This window comes from Rothia mucilaginosa (assembly GCF_001548235.1).
In the GTDB taxonomy this organism is placed as follows: Bacteria; Actinomycetota; Actinomycetes; order Actinomycetales; family Micrococcaceae; genus Rothia; species Rothia mucilaginosa_B.
In genome coordinates this window covers 1,742,563-1,762,335 of sequence record NZ_AP014938.1, presented here as the reverse complement: position 1 = coordinate 1,762,335, position 19,773 = coordinate 1,742,563, and the positions used below count along the sequence as shown (strand labels likewise).

16 protein-coding genes are annotated in these 19,773 nt (G+C 59.5%); 2 read left to right on the top strand and 14 right to left on the bottom strand.

Features of this window, described 5'->3' with window-relative positions; translation table 11 throughout:
* Positions 1-8 precede the first annotated feature (8 nt).
* The 12 genes from prfB to glf all read right to left on the bottom strand — a co-directional run bounded on the left by prfB (position 9) and on the right by glf (position 11,593).
* Positions 9-1,136, bottom strand: a complete 1,128-nt coding sequence (gene prfB / locus RM6536_RS06910; RefSeq protein ID WP_060824557.1) for a peptide chain release factor 2 — start codon at positions 1,134-1,136, stop codon at positions 9-11.
* A 251-nt stretch (positions 1,137-1,387) separates the two neighbouring features.
* Complete coding sequence (locus RM6536_RS06905) at positions 1,388-2,014, bottom strand: pilus assembly protein TadG-related protein (protein WP_060824556.1); 627 nt, start codon at positions 2,012-2,014, stop codon at positions 1,388-1,390.
* Positions 1,977-2,426, bottom strand: a complete 450-nt coding sequence (locus RM6536_RS06900; RefSeq protein ID WP_231917950.1) for a pilus assembly protein TadE — start codon at positions 2,424-2,426, stop codon at positions 1,977-1,979. The genes RM6536_RS06905 and RM6536_RS06900 overlap by 38 nt, the downstream gene beginning before the upstream one ends.
* 37 nt (positions 2,427-2,463) lie before the next feature.
* Positions 2,464-2,919, bottom strand: a complete 456-nt coding sequence (locus RM6536_RS06895) for a TadE family protein (RefSeq protein WP_049349496.1) — start codon at positions 2,917-2,919, stop codon at positions 2,464-2,466.
* Positions 2,919-3,146, bottom strand: coding sequence for a hypothetical protein (locus RM6536_RS06890; RefSeq protein ID WP_005505403.1), 228 nt, complete (start codon positions 3,144-3,146; stop codon positions 2,919-2,921). Before RM6536_RS06890 ends, RM6536_RS06895 begins: the two co-directional genes overlap by 1 nt.
* Positions 3,147-3,254: 108 nt before the next feature.
* Complete coding sequence (locus RM6536_RS06885) at positions 3,255-4,187, bottom strand: type II secretion system F family protein (protein WP_049345773.1); 933 nt, start codon at positions 4,185-4,187, stop codon at positions 3,255-3,257.
* On the bottom strand, positions 4,184-5,038 hold the full coding sequence (locus RM6536_RS06880) for a type II secretion system F family protein (protein ID WP_049345774.1): 855 nt from the start codon (positions 5,036-5,038) through the stop codon (positions 4,184-4,186). Before RM6536_RS06880 ends, RM6536_RS06885 begins: the two co-directional genes overlap by 4 nt.
* Positions 5,038-6,300: a CpaF family protein gene (locus tag RM6536_RS06875; RefSeq protein ID WP_060824555.1), complete on the bottom strand. Its 1,263-nt coding sequence runs from the start codon at positions 6,298-6,300 to the stop codon at positions 5,038-5,040. Before RM6536_RS06875 ends, RM6536_RS06880 begins: the two co-directional genes overlap by 1 nt.
* 440 nt (positions 6,301-6,740) lie before the next feature.
* Complete coding sequence (locus RM6536_RS06870) at positions 6,741-7,514, bottom strand: ABC transporter ATP-binding protein (RefSeq protein WP_049337844.1); 774 nt, start codon at positions 7,512-7,514, stop codon at positions 6,741-6,743.
* Between the two features lie 4 nt (positions 7,515-7,518).
* A complete protein-coding gene (locus tag RM6536_RS06865) occupies positions 7,519-8,400 on the bottom strand; it encodes an ABC transporter permease (RefSeq protein ID WP_049352622.1) in 882 nt (293 codons plus the stop codon).
* Complete coding sequence (locus RM6536_RS06860) at positions 8,397-10,403, bottom strand: glycosyltransferase (protein ID WP_060824554.1); 2,007 nt, start codon at positions 10,401-10,403, stop codon at positions 8,397-8,399. The genes RM6536_RS06865 and RM6536_RS06860 overlap by 4 nt, the downstream gene beginning before the upstream one ends.
* Before the next feature lie 2 nt (positions 10,404-10,405).
* Positions 10,406-11,593: a UDP-galactopyranose mutase gene (gene glf / locus RM6536_RS06855; RefSeq protein WP_060824553.1), complete on the bottom strand. Its 1,188-nt coding sequence runs from the start codon at positions 11,591-11,593 to the stop codon at positions 10,406-10,408.
* A gap of 621 nt (positions 11,594-12,214) precedes the next feature.
* Between glf and RM6536_RS06850 the strand changes: the two genes are divergently transcribed.
* On the top strand, positions 12,215-16,747 hold the full coding sequence (locus RM6536_RS06850) for an FtsK/SpoIIIE domain-containing protein (RefSeq protein WP_231917949.1): 4,533 nt from the start codon (positions 12,215-12,217) through the stop codon (positions 16,745-16,747).
* Between the two features lie 65 nt (positions 16,748-16,812).
* On the opposite strand, the gene RM6536_RS06845 is transcribed toward RM6536_RS06850, so the two are convergent.
* Entirely contained in the window at positions 16,813-17,253 is a 441-nt protein-coding gene (locus RM6536_RS06845) for a hypothetical protein (RefSeq protein ID WP_049362128.1), read from the bottom strand.
* A gap of 461 nt (positions 17,254-17,714) precedes the next feature.
* Between RM6536_RS06845 and RM6536_RS06840 the strand changes: the two genes are divergently transcribed.
* Positions 17,715-17,963 carry a WhiB family transcriptional regulator gene (locus RM6536_RS06840; RefSeq protein WP_005505386.1) on the top strand — a complete coding sequence of 83 codons (249 nt, stop codon included), beginning with the start codon at positions 17,715-17,717 and terminating at the stop codon, positions 17,961-17,963.
* Between the two features lie 155 nt (positions 17,964-18,118).
* On the opposite strand, the gene RM6536_RS06835 is transcribed toward RM6536_RS06840, so the two are convergent.
* Positions 18,119-19,693 carry a sensor histidine kinase gene (locus RM6536_RS06835; RefSeq protein WP_060824551.1) on the bottom strand — a complete coding sequence of 525 codons (1,575 nt, stop codon included), beginning with the start codon at positions 19,691-19,693 and terminating at the stop codon, positions 18,119-18,121.
* Between the last annotated feature and the right edge of the window lie 80 nt (positions 19,694-19,773).

Here is a 19,773-nt window from a genome sequence, read left to right as displayed (position 1 = left end):
TATATGTCTTAGCTCTCTTCAACCGCGCGCCCCGAAGCGCGCCAGCGAATACCAGCATCAATAAAGGCGTTCAAACCGCCATCCAAAACATTAGAGGTATTACCCTCCTCATAGCCGGTACGCAGATCCTTCACCATCTGGTACGGATGCAGAACATAGGAGCGCATCTGATCACCCCAGCTTGCCTTAATGTCACCAGCAAGCTCCTTCTTCTTCGCGTCCTCCTGCTCCTTACGCAGCAGCAACAGGCGAGACTGCAGCACGCGCAAAGCCGCCGCACGGTTCTGCAACTGCGACTTCTCATTCTGCATCGAGACCACAATGCCGGTCGGCAAGTGAGTCATACGCACCGCAGAATCCGTCGTATTCACCGACTGACCACCCGGGCCCGACGAGCGGAACACATCCACCTTAATCTCAGACTCGGGAATCTCAATAGCGTCCGTCTGCTCAATCAGAGGAATCACCTCAACCGCCGCGAACGACGTCTGGCGGCGGCCCTGATTATCGAACGGCGAAATACGCACCAGGCGGTGAGTACCCGCCTCCACCGACAGGCGGCCAAAAGCGTACGGCGCGTTCACCTCAAAGGTCACCGACTTCAGGCCCGCCTCCTCAGCGTAGGAGGTGTCCAGAACCTTCGTCGGGTAGCCGTTCTTCTCCGCCCACCGCAGGTACATGCGCAGCAGCATCTCCGCGAAATCAGCAGCATCCACGCCGCCGGCGCCCGAACGGATCGTCACCACAGCCTCACGCTGATCGTACTCACCCGAGAGCAACACCAGCACCTCAAGCTCTTCCAGCTTGGCGCGGATTTCAGCGCACTCGCGTTCAGCATCAGCGAGCAGCTCGGCGGCAGTCTCCTCATCCTCCGCTTCGGCAAGCTCCACCATCACCTCAACATCATCAATGCGAGAAGACAGCGAACGCAGACGATTCAGCTCCGACTGCTTATACGACAGTGCGCTCGTCACCTTCTGCGCGTTCTCCACGTCATCCCACAAATCGGGTGCGGCAGCCTGCGCAGACAGGTCCTCAATGGCGCGCTCAATCCCCTCAATATCGCTCACAGCAGCAATAGAGTCGAAGATCGCGCGATGCTCTTTAATCTCAGCAGAAAAGTCGAAGGATGCCATAGCTTTTAACACTATCGCGAAACTGCCAGAAAGTCCCGCCGTTACAGCCCGCAACAGCCCACAGCGCAGAAGGAAGGGGCAGGTAGAGGGCAACGAAGACGTAAAAGAAGGCATAAAACGAGGGCGCATCCGCTAGCCGTTACACTACCTTGCGGATGCACCCTCGCAGTCTATGGGGCTCACAACACGCCAATAAGCGAGTGAGCCGATAAGCCCGTCGCCGATATGCCCGTGCGCCGTTGATGGACGCACTAATCGGTGGACGGACCCTGGCTCGTCTTCAAACGCGACGAACCATGAGCGGTCACCTCAATACCATCAGGCACCAGAATCGACAGCAGCGGCGGACGAATACGAGCCGACAGGTACACGTGCACACTGTGATCAGAATCCACGGACACATTCTCCAGACGCAACGCCTGAAAATCCTGCCCCGGCTGAACCTCAGCCAGGTACGCACTCGCATACTCCCACGCCGCCGAACCACTCGCCTCATCCGGAGTGCGCATCGTGCGGGTAATCGAGTTCGCCTGAGCGTCCGCCACATCCTGCAGATACTGAGTCTGCAGATACGCACCCGTAATCGCCACCGTCACCGAACCGATGAGCAGAAGCAACGCCAGCATGCCCACAATCAGCGGGGCAATACTGCCCTCTTCCGGACCTGATGCGAGCGGGTCAGCGGCGAGGCGGCCTGATGCGAGCGGGTCAGAGTCGAGGCGGCCTGAGGCGAGCGCCCGGCTCTGTACGCGGGCACGAGCCTGCATGTGGGCACGAGCCCGACGGTGTGCGTTAGTGTAGCACTCCCGCACAGAGGAAAGCAGGCAAGCCGACGAACCATTAGGAATCAGCATGACCAGACCCCCAACTCGTCGCATGAGAACTCACCGGAATCACGCCGCCACCCATAAACGAAGGCAGCAGCGGCAGACGCGCCTGAACCGTCACCGTGGCGTACGCCTTCGTACCCGAGACGCACTCCCCCGACGAACAGCTCAACGACACGCTCACATCGGAAGGCTCAACCCCGTAATCCGCGGCAGCATGCGCCGCCAGACGCTGAGCCAAATCCGGGCCCACCGACGAATCCTGCGGCTGCTCCTGCACATACAGCACCACCTGGGCGCTCGCCGCATGAGCCGCCATCACCGAAGACTGCAGGCTAAAAATCGTCAGAATGCCGTAGAGCACCGGGATGAGCAGAGTAATACCCAAACCCAGGAACTCCACAATGGCGCTACCCTCTTCAGGATTGTGCTGGTTAGAAAGAGGCCGGTCAGAGCGGCTCATCAGGCGTTCCTTCACCCGCTGCCGAAGCGAAAAGCCACTAATCACCGGAACGATGCTCCGCATAAATCGCATGCCCCTTCACCTCAATAGAATCCGGAAAACCCCACGGGCCCAGCACCGGTAACGGAGACTTCACCGTCACCTCCAAAGTGCGCACGCCCGTAGAATCACTACTCTGACGGTACGAAATATTCTCAGCATACGAAGACGGAAGAACCCCCTCAATCATCTGACGGGTACGCTCCATGCCCTCCTGCGGAGTGCGGTCACGCATCGTACCGTAACGTGCCCCAGCCGCCGCAGCATCCACCAACATGGTTCGTGCATACAGGGCGAAAGAAACCTGCAGAATCGCCATGGTCAGCAACACCAGCAGCGCACCGACCATGACGAATTCCGTGCTGGCGTCACCGCGCTCGCTCTCCTCCGCAGAATATTCCGCGGAGGATAGCTCAGCGGCAGTCAGCTCAGAAGCGATGCGGGGCTTACGCATTACTGGTGAACCAGAGCAATCGCGTCGTTGAACATCTTGGTCAGAGCGGGCTGAGCAATCGCCAAGATAGCGGCAACCAGCACGGCGCTCATCATGGTGATCATGACCCAGCCGGGCACGTCGCCGCGCTCGGGGTCATCCTGCTTGTTCTTCAGGCGCAGAGCCAGCACGGATGCGATAGCCAGGGCGATCAGCACGGTGAGGGTGGTGCGGAAACGACGGAACATGATTTTCTCCTTCTATCAAAGGGTGTAGTGTGTGGTTGGTGCGGCGCGCCGGGCAATCAGCCCAGCCCACCGCTGTGCAGCCGGTACGGTGTGTACCCGCCGCAAAATCTAAAAGTTCAAACGCATGAGCGACAAGCCCGGGAAGACCGCAAAAATCACCGTCAGCGGCAGGATGAAAAACACCACCGGGGCGAGCATCGCAATCTCCTTCTTACCGGCTGTTTCCATCAGCTCACGCTTAGCGTTATCGCGCACATCCTGAGCCTGCGCACGCAACACATCAGCCAGAGGGGTACCGCGCTCAATCGCAACAGCAATACCCTCAACGAAGCGGCTCAACGCCGGAACGCGAGTACGCTCCGCAAACTCCTGCAACGCACTCAGCAGCGAAACACCGGTGCGGGTCTGCGCCAAAATCTCAGAAAACTCACGAGCCAACTCGCCGCGAGAGGTCAAACAGATACGCTCCAAAGCTGCCAGCGCCGACTCGCCCGCCGTCACCGACAGAGCCATCATCTCCGCCAGCGCCGGGAACTCAGCAACCAGCTGCTTCTCACGCTTAGTCACCGCCTCACCCAGCCACCAGTCACGCGCCAGAAAGCCGCTCAAACCGCTCACCAACACCAGCACAAGAGCCACCAGGATGGAGAAACGCTCCTGCACCACGCCAATGACGGTCAGGGCACTCATGACGGTCACACCGGCAAGAGCCCACAGCAGCTGCTCAGCACGAAACGCGCTCACACTCTGCGAAGAGCCAGCACGACGCAGACGCTCCTGCACGGAACTATCGCTCAGCGACGAGCCGCTCAACGACGAAGACAGCGAACGCAGAAGCGGCGCGCAGAACGCCGAAATCGCCTCCAGCAGGCTCGGCTCACGGCGCTCCTGCTCCTTCAAAAGCGACTCACGCAGAGTCTCACCGCGCAGCTGCGAGGCCACACGATCAGAAAACGAAATACTGCGAGTATTCAGCACCGACGAAAGAATCAGACCCACGCCGGTCGCCAACAGCAGACCAAAAATCAGAGGCAGATTCACCCGAAAACCCTCCGTTCACGCGGCAACTCACCAATACGCAGCATCAGACGGTACGCCGCCAAAGAAATAGCGGCACCGGCAATCATCAGCATCGCACCGGCAAACGAGTTATAAACCATGCGCGCGGCAGGCTGAGTCGCCATCAGACACAGCACAAACCAGGGCGCCACACAGGAAAGGCGAGCCGCATTCACTGTCCAGGATTGGCGGGCCAGAAGCTCCGAGCGGGTGCGGGCATTATCGCGCAGAAAATCGCTGAGCGTGCCCAGCAGCTTGCCCAGGTCCGAACCGCCCACCTCGCGGGCAATCTTCAAAGCCTCAATGATGGTGTCCGCCACCGGGTCAGAAAGGTACTCCTTCAAACGGTTCAGCGACGGCACAAACTCACCCGACGCACGGTAATCACGTGAGAAATGGGCGAAGGCATCACGCAGCTCTTCCGGGCCGCGGTACGAGAGCTGAATCAACGCCTCCGGCAGGGACAGACCCGCACGAATCGCCGAACGCAGGTGGTCCACCGCATCTGGCCACAACTGCCAAATACGGGCATCCGCCGCGCGGGCACGATGATTCACAATCACGCGAGGTGCCGCAAAACCACCAATCAGGCCCAGCAGACCCAGCGGCAAAAGCTGAGTAAGCATCAGCAACAGAACCGACGCGCTCACACCGCTGGCAACGCTCACCCACATGAACGTGCGAGGAGTCAGCGAATGCATACCCGCCTTACGCAACGCCACAACCAGCGCCGGGTCGTTACTCGGCTTCGGAGGCTTGCCGTTATCGGGAAAGCAGGAAAGGTAAATCAGGCAGACGCCCAACCCCAAAATCAGGCTCAGAAACAGGGGCATTACTGCCCCGCCTTCGCCGCAGCCAGCACCTGCTCGGGGCGGTGACCGGCACGAATCCAACGGTCCGGGTTCGGCAGCTCCAACGCCACGCACACCATCTGACCGTCACGGCGCACAAACAGCGGGGACATCTCAATCACGCCGTCCTCAACGCGGCCGCCCAGCATACTGATCTCTTCGACCTGACGCTGACCGCGCGAATCGCGGCCGCAATGCACCACAATGTCAAAGCAGGACGCCACGGTCGGCACCACGAACGCCGAGGAAATATTCTCACCCGCCAACAGCGGCAGGGTACAAATCTTGGTCACCGCATCACGCGCCGAGTTCGCGTGAATTGTGCACATACCCGGCAGACCCGCGTTGAGCGCAATGAGCATATCCAGGGACTCCGCCTCACGCACCTCACCAATGAGGATGCGGTCCGGGCGCATACGCAGAGCCTCCTTGACCAGGCGGCGCAGCTCAATCGCGCCGGTGCCCTCAAGGTTCGGCTGGCGGCACTGCAGGCCCACCACATCGCGTAGCGGAACCGCGAGCTCAAAGATTTCTTCGCACGTAATCACGCGCTCACGCGGCGGAATGGATGCCGATAGGCAGTTCAGCATCGTGGTCTTACCCGCCTGGGTTGCACCCGAAACGAGGATGTTCATGCCGCTCTCCACCGCCGCGTGCAGCAGAGACGCCGCGCCGGCACTCAGCGAGTTCATACGCACCAGGTCGGGCAGTCGGCGGGCACGCACCACGAACTTACGGATATTGATGCTCGTGTGCCTGCGAGTAATATCCGGAATCACCGCATGCAGGCGGGAGCCATCCGGCAGGGATGCATCAACAAACGGGGAAGAAAGGTCCACACGACGACCCGAAGGCTTGAGCATGCGCTCCAGCAAGCTATTGATCGCCTCGGCGCTCAGGTGCAGACCGGTCAATTCGCTTTCGCCGTTACGGGCGATAAAGATTTCGTCGGGAGAGTTGATCCAGATTTCTTCAACGCTCTCATCATCGAGGAACGGCTGAATCACGCCGAAGCCGCAGATTTCATCGTGCAGGCGCTGAATCACGGATTCGCGGTCACCCAAATCCGGCAGGGAAATGCGGGTGCGCCGCTGTTCGTAATCGGTCAGGTGCTCGTCAATGAGCCCGCGCACCGCATGCTGGTCCTCGTGCGGGTCCAGGCTGCGGTGGCGCATTGCCTCGCGGATATTTTCTTCGAGCAGAGTTAGATGCTCCGCCCGGGTATCCAGTACGGTGTTCTCCATTGAAGTGATCCGATGCTGTGTGTGGTGTGGTTGTGTGGAATACGGTGAAGCATTGATACATCAATGCCACCATCACCCTAGCGTCAAAGCATCAAATTTATCAAAATGTAATAAAACGCCCCTTAATATTTACGAGTATAGTATTTGAGTATTTTTGATGCGTAGAATCACACATATCGTTACCTAAAGTGCATCAAAATTCAAAACACCTAGTCAGCTGTGACTCACAGAACAGCTGCCTGCGCGCATCTCAAACCACCCACCCCTGACCGCGACTATATTGCACTTGGTGCACACGTAACATTTCGTCTTAAACACTCGCAGCCGCCCCTCCTGAAACGCTAGACCCCTATCCAGCACCAACAACATTCGGGCACAGCAAAGGGGCGTGCACTCCCCCATCGAGAATACACGCCCCATCACAAGCAATCATCTAGCGATTAGTCACCGCCGCGAATCACCTTCACAGCTTCCTTAATCGGACCGTCAAAACGCAGGTTACCGTGCTCCAGCACCACGCCGCGGTCACAAATCTTAGAAACCAAATCCAGGTCGTGGCTCACCACGGCAAGAGTCTTACCGGCAGAGCACAGCTCCTGAATCTTCGCAATACACTTCTTCTGGAAAGGCTCATCGCCCACCGCAAGGATCTCATCCACCAGGAAGATATCCGGGTTCGTGTGAACCGCAACCGAGAACGCCAGGCGCAGGTACATACCCGAAGAGTAGAACTTCACCTCAGTATCGATAAAGTCGTGAATCTCAGCGAAATCCACAATCGAATCGAAGGAAGCCTCAATCTCTTCCTTGGTCATACCCAAGATAGCGCCGTTGAGGTACACGTTATCGCGGCCAGTCAGATCCGGGTGGAAACCAGCGCCCACCTCAATCAGACCCGCAATATTGCCGCGAGTGAGAACCTCACCCTCATCAGCGCGCATCACGCCAGAAATCATCTTCAGCAGCGTAGACTTACCCGAGCCGTTCAGACCCAGCAGAGCCACACGCTCACCCTGACGAATATCCAGGCTCACGCCGTTGAGCGCATTGAACTTCTCCGAAAGATCACCCTTGCGGCCCTTAATCAGCCAAACAAAAGCTTCCTTCATCGAACGGGTGTGGCGCAGAACGAAGCGCTTCACCAGGTTCTCCACGTGAATCACCACGGGAGCGTCCGGGCTCACCGGAGGGAACTCAAGCTTCTTAATATCCACAGAATCAGAGCTCCTGGGCGAAGTTGCCCTCAAATTTACGGAAGAGCAAATCACCAATCAAAACGGTCAGCAGAGAAATACCAATGGCAATCGGAGTCCAGAAGCTGAAGAGATGCGGAACCACCTGCGAAGCAGGAAGCGCCAAATCCTCAGGACGGAGGGTCGGATGCCAGAAGCCATAGTGGAACAGCTCCACCGCGACAGTCAGCGGGTTCATCATGAACACGTTGAACACCCACGGGTAGAGAGTGTCACGCACCATGGTCCAGGAGTACAGCACCGGAGCAAACCAGGTAGCCACCATCAGCAGCATGTCCACAATGTTCTCCGAATCGCGGAAGAACACGTTAGCCACACCGAAAATCAGACCCAGACCGTAGGACAGCAGCATCACGATGAGCATGCCCGCCAGAATCGACTCAAAAGCCAACAAGGACGGATGCCAGCCCACCGCAAAGCATGCCAGGAGCATGACCACAATCTGCGGCACAAAATGCACCAGAGCCACCCACACCGTCGACAGCGAGAACAGCTCACGCGGCAGATAAATCTTGCGAATCAGAGCGCTGTTAACCACCATGGCGCGAGCACCATTACCAAAACCCTCCGAGAAGAAGTTAATAGCAATCATGCCCGAGAAAAGATACACAGCGTAGTTGTGCATACCGCGTTCCAGACCAAGGAAAAGACCCATGGCAATGTAGAACACCAGGAACTGCACACCCGGCTTAATGTAGGACCACAGAATACCCAGCACCGAGCCGCGGTAGCGAACCTGGATTTCCTTATCAACCAGAAGTCGAAGCAGGTAGCGATTCTTCATCGCATCCAGAATGCCGCGGCCGCGACCGGGCGCCTTCAGGGGAACAGACTTCAAATCGCTCATCGGGTCAGCTCAGAATCCGTATGCTCAGCAAAGGTCTTAGCCCACGCATCGTAGGATGCAACCTCTGCAGCCTTCGAACGGTACTGCTCACGCAGCTGCTCCCAGCCGGTCACCAGCTGGACGTGCAGCTTAGCTGCCTGAGCCAGCTTCGACTTCAACTGCTCGGGGTCGCGGCGGTACCAGAACAGGCCGGTACCCTCAGCGTTAGTCGCCAGAGCCGAATCGAACTTCGACAGGGTCCACCAGTTGGTCTCACCGTAGTTCAGCTGAATCTGCGGGTGAGCCTTCGCCTCTTCGCTCACCGGCTTGAACAGCTGACGAGCAACAGTCTTCGCGGTCCAGGAAGCAAGCTTCTTGTAACCGGGGGACGCGAAGGAACGGCGGCCACGGAACGGAGGCTTCTTCGTCTGAATAGCCGGGAAGTCATCCACGTTCGGCTTCACCTGAGACTCCGGGTACTCCTTAGCCATCGCACGAATCACCGGCAGACGCTGCGAGAGCGAGGGGTGCAGGTGATCGGGGCCGGAGAGCAGATCCTCCAGCGCCATCAGGCGGCCGGCCTCGGTGTAGTACTGCATGGACAGGGTGTGCTTGACGTCCAAGAACAGGGACTCCAGCAGCACGCGGCCACCCTTATCGAAGGGCGAATGCAGCAGCGCCGTAATGAGGCGGTTGCGCTCGTGGTAGTACGCCTGCCAGCCGACCGAGTCATCCTTATCGGTCCAGGAAACGTGCCACACGCCCGCGCCGGGGAAGGACACGGTAGCGAAGCCTGCAGCCTTAGCGCGCAGACCGTACTCAGCGTCATCCCACTTCAGGAACAGGGGCAGGGACAGACCGATTTCCTTGATGACGGCGGTCGGGATGAGGCACATCCACCAGCCGTTGTAGTCCACGTCCACGCGGCGGTGCAGCCACGGGGTGTTACGCAGGTTGTGGTGGCCCAGGTTGTGACCCATAGCCATGTCTTCGTGCGGCTTAGCGTAGAAGTTACGCCACGGGTCAACAACCTCACCGAACGCGTGCAGGACCGAGCGGTCGAACATGTCGAACATGTGCGCACCCACGATGGTGGGTTCCTTGCAGTAGTTCGCGAAGGTCACCATACGCAGAATCGACTCGGGCTCAACGATAACGTCATCATCGAGCAGCAGCACGTAATCGGAACCGTTGTTGACAGCCTCGAACATACCGCGCGAGAAGCCACCGGAACCACCCAGGTTGCCCTGGTTGATAATACGGAACTTACCGGAGAGGGGCTTAACGACCTCTTCGAAGTCCTCGTGGTCCTGCACCTTCTGGGTGCCCTGGTCCACAATCAGGAACTCGTGCACGGCATCGAAAATCTCGGGGCTCTCACCCAGAGCACGAATGTTGTTAATGCAGTACTCCACCTTGTTCATGGTGGTAATCTGCACAGTCGCCTGACCGGCCTTCACGTCTGCGCGGGGCTCAATATCGCCCAGCCAGTTCGCCTCAACCAGCTCAAGGTCGCCGGTGCCAGCCAGGTCGAACCAGTACCAGCCGCCGTCACCGAACGGTGCCAGGGGCAGGGTGAAGGTGTTGGTCTCCTCGCCGGAGAGCAGCTTCGCATCCACGCGCTGAATCACGCCACGGCCGTTGGACTTGTACACAATGACCATGCCCTCGCCGCGAGTCTGAACGCTCAGCACGACCTTCTGCAGGTCAGTCCAGCGACGCCAGTACGAAGCGGGGAACGCGTTGAAGTAGGTGCCGAAAGACAGGCTCTGGCCCGCGTTCACGGTGATGGAGCGGCGGCTGTTCAGGCTGTTCGCGGCATCACGGTTCGCGCTAGCGTTCGACACAGACTGACCGGAGGTGTTCATCGCCTCCGCAATAGAGGTCGAAGCATCGCCGTCAATACGGGTCGGCAGCTGAACGCCGGTTGCGACACTCGCGTCCACGTACAGGGGCACGACGTCAGTCTCAACCGCGCTCGGGAAAATAACCCGCTGCAGGTTCTTCAAAGTCTTATCAGCCATGGTTATGCGTCAACACCACCGGACTCGAGCTTCGCACCGTTAGCGAAGTGCGGGCGGATCTTGTTGTCGAACATGGACAGTGCAGCGCCGATAGCCATGTGCATATCCAGGTACTTGTAGGTACCCAGGCGGCCACCGAACAGCACGTTGTTCTCGCCCTTAGCCAGGTCGCGGTACGCCAGCAGCTTCTCACGGTCCACGGAGGTGTTGACCGGGTAGTACGGCTCGTCACCCTTGTTCGCGAAGCGAGAGTACTCGCGCATGATGACGGTTGCGTCCTTGGTGTAGTCACGCTCGGGGTGGAAGTGACGGAACTCGTGGATGCGAGTGAAGGGAACATCAGCATCGGGGTAGTTCATCACGGAGCAACCCTGGAAGTCCTCAATCGGCAGGACTTCTTCTTCCAGGTCGATGGTACGCCAGGACAGGTCGCCCTCAGCGTAGTCGAAGTAGCGGTCAACCGGGCCGGTGTAGACCACGGGAATCTGACCCAGGACGTTCTCGCGAGAGTACTGGTGACCGGGCTCGAAGAAGTCAGTGTTCAGGTGCACCTCAATGTTCGGGTGCGCCGCCATACGCTCCAGCCATGCTGCGTAGCCGTCAACGGGCAGACCCTCGTACTTGTCGTTGAAGTAGCGGTTGTCGTAGTTGTAGCGAACCGGCAGGCGGGAAATGATGGATGCGGGCAGCTCTTCCGGCGGGGTCTGCCACTGCTTAGCGGTGTAGTGCTTGATGAACGCCTCGTACAGGGGGCGACCAATCAGGGAGATACCCTTATCGTTCAGGTTCTGCGGGTCGGTGCCAGCCAGCTCGCCAGCCTGCTCAGCGATAAGCGCCTTTGCCTCTGCGGGAGAGTAAGCTGCGTTGAAGAACTGGTTGATGGTACCCAGGTTAATCGGCATGGGGTAGACGATGCCGTTGTGGCGGGTGTACACGCGGTGCACATAGTTGGTGAACTCGGTGAAACGGTTCACGTACTCCCAGACACGCTCGTTGGAGGTGTGGAACAGGTGCGCACCGTAGCGGTGCACCTCAATACCGGTCTGCTTCTCCTTCTCGCTGTATGCGTTACCACCGATGTGGGAACGGCGGTCCAGCAGGGCAACCTTCAGGCCCAGCTCAGTGGCAGCCTGTTCTGCGATGGTCAGACCAAAGAGGCCCGAACCGACTACTACGAGGTCAGCGGTCAATGTTTTCTCCTGTATTATCACGGCGCACCGCCGCTTCTGCGAGGGCGGTATTCACCTACCAGATTGGACACATCCGAGTGTTCTCAGTCGCGCCGCAATCCGCACGGGTGGAGGCAAAAAGCGTCACCCGTGATGGATATAGTCATAATCTAAGATACCCGTTTATCATGCGTCACGCATACTTATGACGTGCTTTTAGGGGCTTTTGGACTATTGTTCGCGCACTCTTTCTCCGAGTGAATATTCTTCGCGAACCCCGAGGTCAAGCGGGTCTGAGACAGTTCTTTCTTCTGTGTATTTTTACGGCCCGCTCACGGTGAAGGAATTTTATTTACGGGTAAATATTCACCCCGCTCTATTTACTGCGATAATTAGCCGTCGCATAGAGCCGCAGATACAAGGGACAGGTCGAAGCGGGCATTTTAAGTGCTCTCACGCGCTACAAGAAAGCACCCCTGCCGGCATATTTGGGGATGCGCGCCGGTGCACGCGAGAGGTGATTGGGGCGGTTTATCCACAGCTTTTTGAAAAATGGGGCGAAAAATTCAAAAAATACGAACGTCTTAGTTTATATACAGGTAATTCATTGAGCTTTAATGCTTTTTAATGTTTTCTGAGGGTATGACTCTCTTCTTTCTCGACCACCACAACACCACCAACGCGCTCCCCTACCCCCGCGTACTCCGACTCGACGGCGAGGCGGCACCCAACGGAATACAGCTGCACCCCGGTAGCACAGGTAGCACAAACCAGCAGGCTCTAGAGCAGGCACTCAACCACGCTCTGCAACGCTCTACACCCGGCGCGCACGCTCAGGCGCGGGATACAACGTTCCAGCTACGCCCCGCGCACGATAAGGACCCCCTCAACACCTCGGATGCGCTAAATATCCACATTCCGAACGAATCTCAGCCCCTAAATTCTCAGCCCCAAGATTCTCAATCGCTGAACGCGCCCGCCGTCAGCCTCCTGCACATTCTGCGCGGACCCGAAGCGGGCGCAACCTTCCCCATCAGCCGCGGCCGCACCAGCCTCGGCAGGGCGGCACTACCTGCCCGTGGAGGAGAACAGCCGCACCACATTCACCTGCAGGACCCCTTCCTCAAGCCGGTGCACGGCAGCTTCTACGCCGATAGCTCCGGCATCCGCTGGATCGAGAAACGCCCCGCCGCAAGCGAGGGCAGCGAGAAGGCACATGGCAGTATGAAGGCGCAGGGCGCCGAGCCGCGCATCCTGCGCTGGGACGAGCCTTTCCGCCTCGGCTCCTCACTCTGCATGCTCACCTCACCCAGCGCCGACCGCGAACACACCACTAAGAAGGCGAGCGCCACCGCTCCCCCCGGTTCTTCTCTCGGTTCTTCTTCTGGCTCTTCCAGTGGCGAACCCGCGCAGACGCTTGCTCCCCTGGGCGACGCCGGCAACCCCTTTGAGCCGGTGGTGGTGAACCCTCCCGCGCCGCGTAAGCTCAAGCAGATTCTGTTGAGCGTGTGCCTTCCGATTGTGGTGGGCCTGATTATTGCGCTGGTGACCGGCATGTGGTTCCTTCTGCTGATGTCTGCGGCGTCTTCGTTGCTGATGCTTCTGCATTTCTTTGGCGGTCGGGCGGAGAACCGTGCCGCATCGCAGCAAACTCATCAGGCGGCTGAGCAGGAAAAGGAACGTGCCCTCACCCTGCCGACTGCGGGCGACCTGGCGATTTCGGGTCCCTCTGCCCTGCATGACTACCCGGCTATCGTGCTCGGGTGCGGTCCCCGCCAACCTTACCTGCGCGGCCGCAACCTCCCGCTGGGCGCTCTGGAGAAGCAGGATGCACCCCACTATCTACCGCTGCCCACCCCGGTTCTCGGTCACTACCTTAAGTTGGAGGAGGCGCATCTGCGCGCCTACCTGGTGCAGCTGGTGGCGGGCTATCCGGGTTCGGTGCACGTTCTGCTGGCCGAAGCTCACAATAGTGCGCAGAAACGTATGAACGCCCTGCTACAAACTCTGGCTGTGGTGCCGGGCGTGAGTGTGCATTGTCTGCCGGGTACGCAGCAGGAGAAGTATCTGCAGGCTCTGCAGAGCAGCTTGCAGTCGGAGCTTTCTTCCTCGGTTCCGCCGCTGATTCTCATGCCGCAGCATGCGAGCGCGGTTTACGCTCCCCTGCTGACCGCACTAACCTCCGGTGCTATCGCTGAGGGTTCGCAATCCCGCGCGCTCTCCTCCCCGCGTGAGCAGAAGATGAACGCCCCTGCGCTCTGCGTGCTGGGCAGTGCTGAGGGTGATAATTCCGCACATGCACCCGGTGCGCTTTTTGGTGCCGCCTGGGTTGAGTGCGCGAGTGAGGGTAGCCACCGTCAAAGCATCCGTTACCGCGCGCAGGGCTATGCGATGCCTCCGGTGCAGCCCACCGAGGGTGTCTACCAGGTGCATCCTCTGGCGTGTGAGGGTCTGTGCCAGCACGCCGATGGGCTCAGCCTCGAGGCGTTCTGTACCGCTCTTGAGAACCTGTACCGCGCCGGGTGCGAGCAGGAGCAGGGCGCGCTCAGTGAGGGGCAGGTGCACCAGTCGGCGCATCTGTTCTCATCTCTTCAGCAGCAGAACCGCGCCGATGACATGGCGGTGGAGTCTGTTCTGCAGCGCTGGTCCGCTCAGCGTTACGCCTCCGATATTCGCTGCTACCTGGGTGTTTCTTCGGGCGGTTCGCTGAATATTGGTTTATCTGAGCACGGTCCGCACTGGTTGCTCGGTGGCACGACCGGTGCTGGCAAATCGCAGCTGCTGCGTTCGCTGGTACTCAGCGCTGCGCTACGTTACCCGCCCGAGCGTCTGGGCCTGATTCTGGTGGATTTCAAGGGCTCTGCTGGTTTGGGTCCTCTGGCTCAGCTGCCGCATGCACTCAGCGTGTTGAGTAATTTTGATGTGTCGGCGGTGGAGCGTGCGCTCGAATTTTTGCGCGCCGATATTCACCGCCGCGAGGTGGATCTGCAGGCACTCGGCGTGAACTCCTACCGCGACTACCTGGCTTCCTGCCAGGCGGCGGGCACGACTCCGCGCTACCCCGAGCTGCTGATTGTGGTGGATGAGTTCCGCATGCTCATCGATTCCATGCCGGATGCTATGGCTGAGCTGATGCGCATCGCCACGATTGGTCGCTCGCTGGGTCTGCATCTGGTGTTGGCGACTCAGCGTCCGCAGGGTGCTATTTCGCAGGATATTCGCGCCAATATTGCCACGAGCATTTGCCTGCGCGTGGCGAGCGCTCAGGATTCCTATAACCTGCTGGAGCATGAGTCTGCGGCGTATATTTCGGCGGCGCATCCGGGTGCCGGGTATGTGCGCCTGCCGGATGGTCGTTCCCTGCCGTTCCGCGCCCCGCTGGTGGATGCGGTCCCCTCGAGCAGCGATGCCCGTCCGGTGCAGGTGTTGGGTCTTGAGGAGGGCGGCTGGCGTGAGCTGACTGCCGCTTCTGCCGTTCAGAAGGGCGGCGGTAATGAGGATGAGCTGCTGATTCGTTCGGCGCAGCAGATTCGTGCGCTCTATGAACGCGAGTACGCGCCGAGGAGTCTTCAGAAGAATGCAACGGTTCAGGATGAGTACTGCCCGATTCCGCCGGAGCTTCCCGAGAACACCCCGCTGCCCGTGGTGGAGGCGCCGGTTAGCAAACCGGTAGCGTACGGCACTGACCCGGCGGCTACCCCGCAGGAGCCTGCAGACTCTGGCGTTGCCTCCGAAGGGTATCTATTGGGTGAGCTGGAGATTGCCCGCTACGGTGTGCGCCGCCCGATCAGCTGGTCGGGTCAGCAGACGCTGGCATTGCTGGCGCAGAGCGCCGAACGAGCCCCGATGCTTTACGGGCTTTTAGCTCAGGCATTCGCCGCCCGCACGCCGGTTGTTCTGCTGACCTCTGACGGTGCGCTCTACCGCGACCTGGAACCCTACGCCGGTGCCTTTGAGTCGCTCGTGGGTGCACAGGAGCTTTCGCATCTGCGGTTCTGCTTGGAGGAGCTGCGCACCCCGAACCTGTGGGGTACCGAGGCTTCCACCCGCCCGCTCATTGTCGTGGACGGTCTGGACAGTTGGCTGGAGGCACTGGTTCGCCAACCCGATACGGAGAACCTGCTCTACGATCTGCTCTCGCAGGGGTGCCGTCGCGGCTATTCGGTGGTGTTCACCTCCGCGTTGAACCCGCGCGGTCGTTTCGCCGCTGCGGCGCATTCCACTCTGTTGAGCCGCCGCTTCCTGGACGCTGACCTGATGCGTTCAACGAGCAAGGACTACCCGACCCCGGCACAGAGCCACTACTGCGTGGAGGGTGCCATTAACGAGGAGTTGATTGGGGATCAGCCGCTGAGCGCGTCGATTCTTTCGCCCTGCGTTGCGGGTTTCCAGGAGCTGGTTCAGGTTCTGCAGGGTAACGCCACGAGCGCTTCTAACGGGTCAGGCACTCACCCCGGCACTCTTCTGCGGCAGTTCCCCGAGTACTATCGCATGCCCTCGACCGAGTACGTGACCGCCGCCCACGCCGCGTGCAATCCGCAGGGCGCTAAGATCTTGGTCGCGTTTGATCGCCGGCAGATGCCGGTGTGGTTGAGCGCCCCGGCTGGCGCGGTAGTTCCGGTGCAGGGTTCCCGGTCGGCGGGTAAAAGCACCCTGCTGGAGAGTATTGCTCAGCTCAACCCGCAGCTCGAAACCCTCATCCTTGAGGGTTCTGGCGGCACCTCGGGTGATGGCGGAGCGTCGGGTGAGCCGCCGAGCGTGGAGCGTACCCGTGCGCTCCTGGACTCGGTGAAGAACCCCGCGCGCACGCTCGTGCTCATTGACGACCTGCAGTACCTGCAACCCGCCGTTCAGCAGCTACTTCTGGAGCGTCGCGGTGAGTTCCGCGCGATGCTGGTCGCCTACACGCCGTGGCCGAGGCGCGCCTCCTCACCGCTGCTGGCTGCGCTCATGGGATGCTCGCGTGCGCTTCTGCTCGCACCCGCATCCCTAGCGGATGCTGACATGTGCACGGTGACCGCGCTGCCGCTGGATCGATTCACGCAGGGCGAGCAGCCCGCCGGTCGCATCGTGGTGGTCGATGGCGCCTCCGTGTGCGCGGCGCAGGTTCCCCTGGCGCTGAGCACGGCTGCACAGGCTGTAACAGCTACGCAGAAGGTGCCGGTAGCGGTCTAAAGCTGAGCACTCTAGCGCCGAGCTATCTAGGGTTTAGCGGCGTTAGGGGTTTACGCTCTAGGGGTTTAGCGGCGTCGGCGGCTGTACTTCTCCGCTTCTTCGCCCGACTCCTCAGTGACCGCCTCAATATAGCGGCGGCTGCTGGGCATGAGCACGAAGATGAAGGCAGTCGCCGCACCAATAACACCCGCAATCGTGATGGACTGGCCGATATTCAGGCCGTAAGCACTCACGTTCATGACGAGGGTGCTTGCGGTGACCCACAGGGTGCAGAGGGTAATCAGAATCATGGGCAGGCGCGAACCGAAGCGGCCGCGGTAGAAACGCAGGCCAAAGTAGGTCATGCCCGCGGCAATGAGCACCTGGAGCACACCGCCCACAATCGCCTGAGCGGTGGACATTCCGCTGACGATAAAGGGGTAAAGGATACCGCGAATCAGAATGTATGCCGCGAAGGTTTCGGTCAGAACGAATGCGTAGATGACGTTGAACGGGCGTGACGTCACGGTGGGCTCCTCATGGGTAGTGTCGGCGGCAGACCGGGGTGTATTCGGCCTGATGCGCTGGTGCGTTAGCGGGTGGGCGCTCCCCTGTTTTGGGTTCACCGCCTCGTCGTCGGTGCGGTATTTCAGGGGTAGGTACCGCTTTATATTATGCCTGAGGTGCCGCTCACCCAACCGCCCACGTCTCGCCCATGAGACGGGGTGCAGACTATGTGTGTCAGCATGCGATTCCCCACCCTCTCAATTAGACAAAGGTTTGCCTAAGTGATAGATGCCTCAGTGTAATACTGAAGTTTTTAGAGAAAAGTACTTGTCACATCCGCTCCAACATGCGAAAGTTGATAAGTCAATTTTCACCCTAACGCTGGGTGAGCATCCCGTCAGCGGATGTATTTGACACGCGCACAGGAAAATAGATGTGTCTTGCCACCGCGTGAGACCGTAAATCATGAAGGAGGTCCACCGTGGATTGGCGTAGTCGTGCAGCTTGTTTGGACAAGGATCCGGAGCTGTTCTTCCCCGTAGGAAACACCGGACCTGCCCTGTTGCAAATTGAAGAGGCTAAGACTGTCTGCCGCTCTTGCGAGGTTGTAGACGTCTGCCTGAAGTGGGCCATCGAGACCGGCCAGGACTCCGGCGTATGGGGTGGCACCAGTGAAGACGAGCGTCGTGCGATGAAGCGTCGCGCAGCTCGTGCCCGCCGTGCATCCTAACTTCCGGAGTATTCAATAGGGCATCAAAAGCGTGGTGCAGTGATATAAAGTCACTGCACCACGCTTTTGTCATATACAGAACCTATCTAGACAGCAAACTGCCACCACCCCGTACTCGGGGCGGCGGCAGTTCTATATGTCATACGAGAAGGGGCTTAGACGAGCACCGCGGTGATGACCACGCGGGTACCGGTCGGTTCGTTAGCCTCCCAGCGGATTGAGCCGTTCAGCTCGCTTGCCACCAGGGTACGCACAATCTGCATGCCCAGGCCTTCCTTACCGGTCACCGGGCGGTAGGCGTTCGGGCCGGACTCTTCAATCTTCTTATCGCCCATGCCCTTACCGTCATCAGTAATCACGACGGTGAGGATGTTCTCACCCTCATCGTTGATGCCGCGAATACCCTCAAGGGTCACGGTGCCGGTCTCGCCGTCCAGGCCGTGCTCCACAGCGTTCGCGACAACCTCGTTGATAACCAGTGCCAGAGGGGTGGCGAACTGGCTCGGCAAAGATCCAAAGGAACCAATCAGCTTGGTAGACACGTGCTGACCGGGGGAAGCAAGCTCAGCGGCAAGGTGGAACTGACGCTCAATTAGCTCGTCAAAGTCGACGTTCTGAGTCAGACCCTGCGAAAGCGCCTCGTGCACGGTAGCAATCGTTGCCACGCGACGCATCGCCTGCTCCAGGCCCTGACGTGCCTCATCAGTGGTCATACGGCGTGACTGCAGGCGCAGTAGAGCGGACACGGTCTGCAGGTTGTTCTTCACGCGGTGGTGAATTTCGCGGATGGTCGCGTCCTTGGTCATGAGCTCCAGCTCGCGGCGGCGCAACTCGGTCACGTCACGGCAGAGAATCACGGCGCCCTCACGCTCGATGCGGGCGCGCCTCTGCACCAGCAGCGGGATGGATCGCATGGTCACGCGAGCACGGGCAATAACCAATTCGGTGCGCAGGTCGCTACGACCGGCAAGGACCAGCTGCAGGGTTTCGTCTGCCTGTTCACCGGCAGGAAGCATCGCACGGGTGACGTCGGCAAGGTTTTGCTTTTCGAGGTAGCCGGTCATGCCCATGCGGTTGTACATGGAGTTCGCGTTCGGGGAAGCGACGACCACACGGCCGGAGCGGTCGAGCACAATAATGCCATCAATCACGCGGGGGTTGCCCTGGGTGTTGTTGCCCTGAGCGAGGGGGTCGGGCCACAGGCCGGAGTGCACCATGGAGAGCATGGTGTCAGCGGCGAATTCGTAGACCTCGTCGCTGATGGAGGGGTAACCATTGGGGGTGGCAATCTTGTGGCTGGTCAGCAGTGCGATGGTGCGGTTATTGCGCACAATGGGCACAAAAGTCACGTGTACACGCGGTCGAGCACCGACGCCTTCACCGCTTCCCTCATCGGTGTAGGTGCTGATGTTCTGGTCAATCCAGACGCGGTATGCCTCGTCGCGGATTCCCTCGTCCATCTCGCGCTGAATGATGTCGCGGTGGAAGAGGGTTCGAACGTTGGAAGGGCGCACGTGAGCGATGGCACGGAAACTACTGGTTGCGCTGGGGCCGGATACGGCATCCGGGGAGCTGCCGTCGGCAACAATGTAGTCGGTGGGGAACCATAAAACCAGGTCGCTCTGGGCAATATCGGAGATGATCTGCCATTCACCCTTGATGAGGTGAATACGTTCAGTATCGCCAGGACCGAAGTCGTAGGCGCTCAGAGTCGCTTCAGTAAAAGACATATGTTTGCGTGCTTCCCATGAGTTCGGGTAGGTTCAACTATTTTACGGTTTGCTCGCCGCAATTCCCATTCAAACGGCAA

Bases quoted from the DNA above. Each gene is read 5' to 3' on its own strand.
- RM6536_RS06890 (WP_005505403.1), bottom strand. From the start codon at position 3,146: ATGTTCCGTCGTTTCCGCACCACCCTCACCGTGCTGATCGCCCTGGCT.
- RM6536_RS06875 (WP_060824555.1), bottom strand. From the start codon at position 6,300: ATGGAGAACACCGTACTGGATACCCGGGCGGAGCATCTAACTCTGCTC.
- prfB (WP_060824557.1), bottom strand. From the start codon at position 1,136: ATGGCATCCTTCGACTTTTCTGCTGAGATTAAAGAGCATCGCGCGATC.
- RM6536_RS06900 (WP_231917950.1), bottom strand. From the start codon at position 2,426: ATGAGCCGCTCTGACCGGCCTCTTTCTAACCAGCACAATCCTGAAGAG.
- RM6536_RS06895 (WP_049349496.1), bottom strand. From the start codon at position 2,919: ATGCGTAAGCCCCGCATCGCTTCTGAGCTGACTGCCGCTGAGCTATCC.
- RM6536_RS06860 (WP_060824554.1), bottom strand. From the start codon at position 10,403: ATGGCTGATAAGACTTTGAAGAACCTGCAGCGGGTTATTTTCCCGAGC.
- RM6536_RS06865 (WP_049352622.1), bottom strand. From the start codon at position 8,400: ATGAGCGATTTGAAGTCTGTTCCCCTGAAGGCGCCCGGTCGCGGCCGC.
- RM6536_RS06835 (WP_060824551.1), bottom strand. From the start codon at position 19,693: ATGTCTTTTACTGAAGCGACTCTGAGCGCCTACGACTTCGGTCCTGGC.
- RM6536_RS06850 (WP_231917949.1), top strand. From the start codon at position 12,215: ATGACTCTCTTCTTTCTCGACCACCACAACACCACCAACGCGCTCCCC.
- RM6536_RS06905 (WP_060824556.1), bottom strand. From the start codon at position 2,014: ATGCGACGAGTTGGGGGTCTGGTCATGCTGATTCCTAATGGTTCGTCG.
- RM6536_RS06880 (WP_049345774.1), bottom strand. From the start codon at position 5,038: ATGCCCCTGTTTCTGAGCCTGATTTTGGGGTTGGGCGTCTGCCTGATT.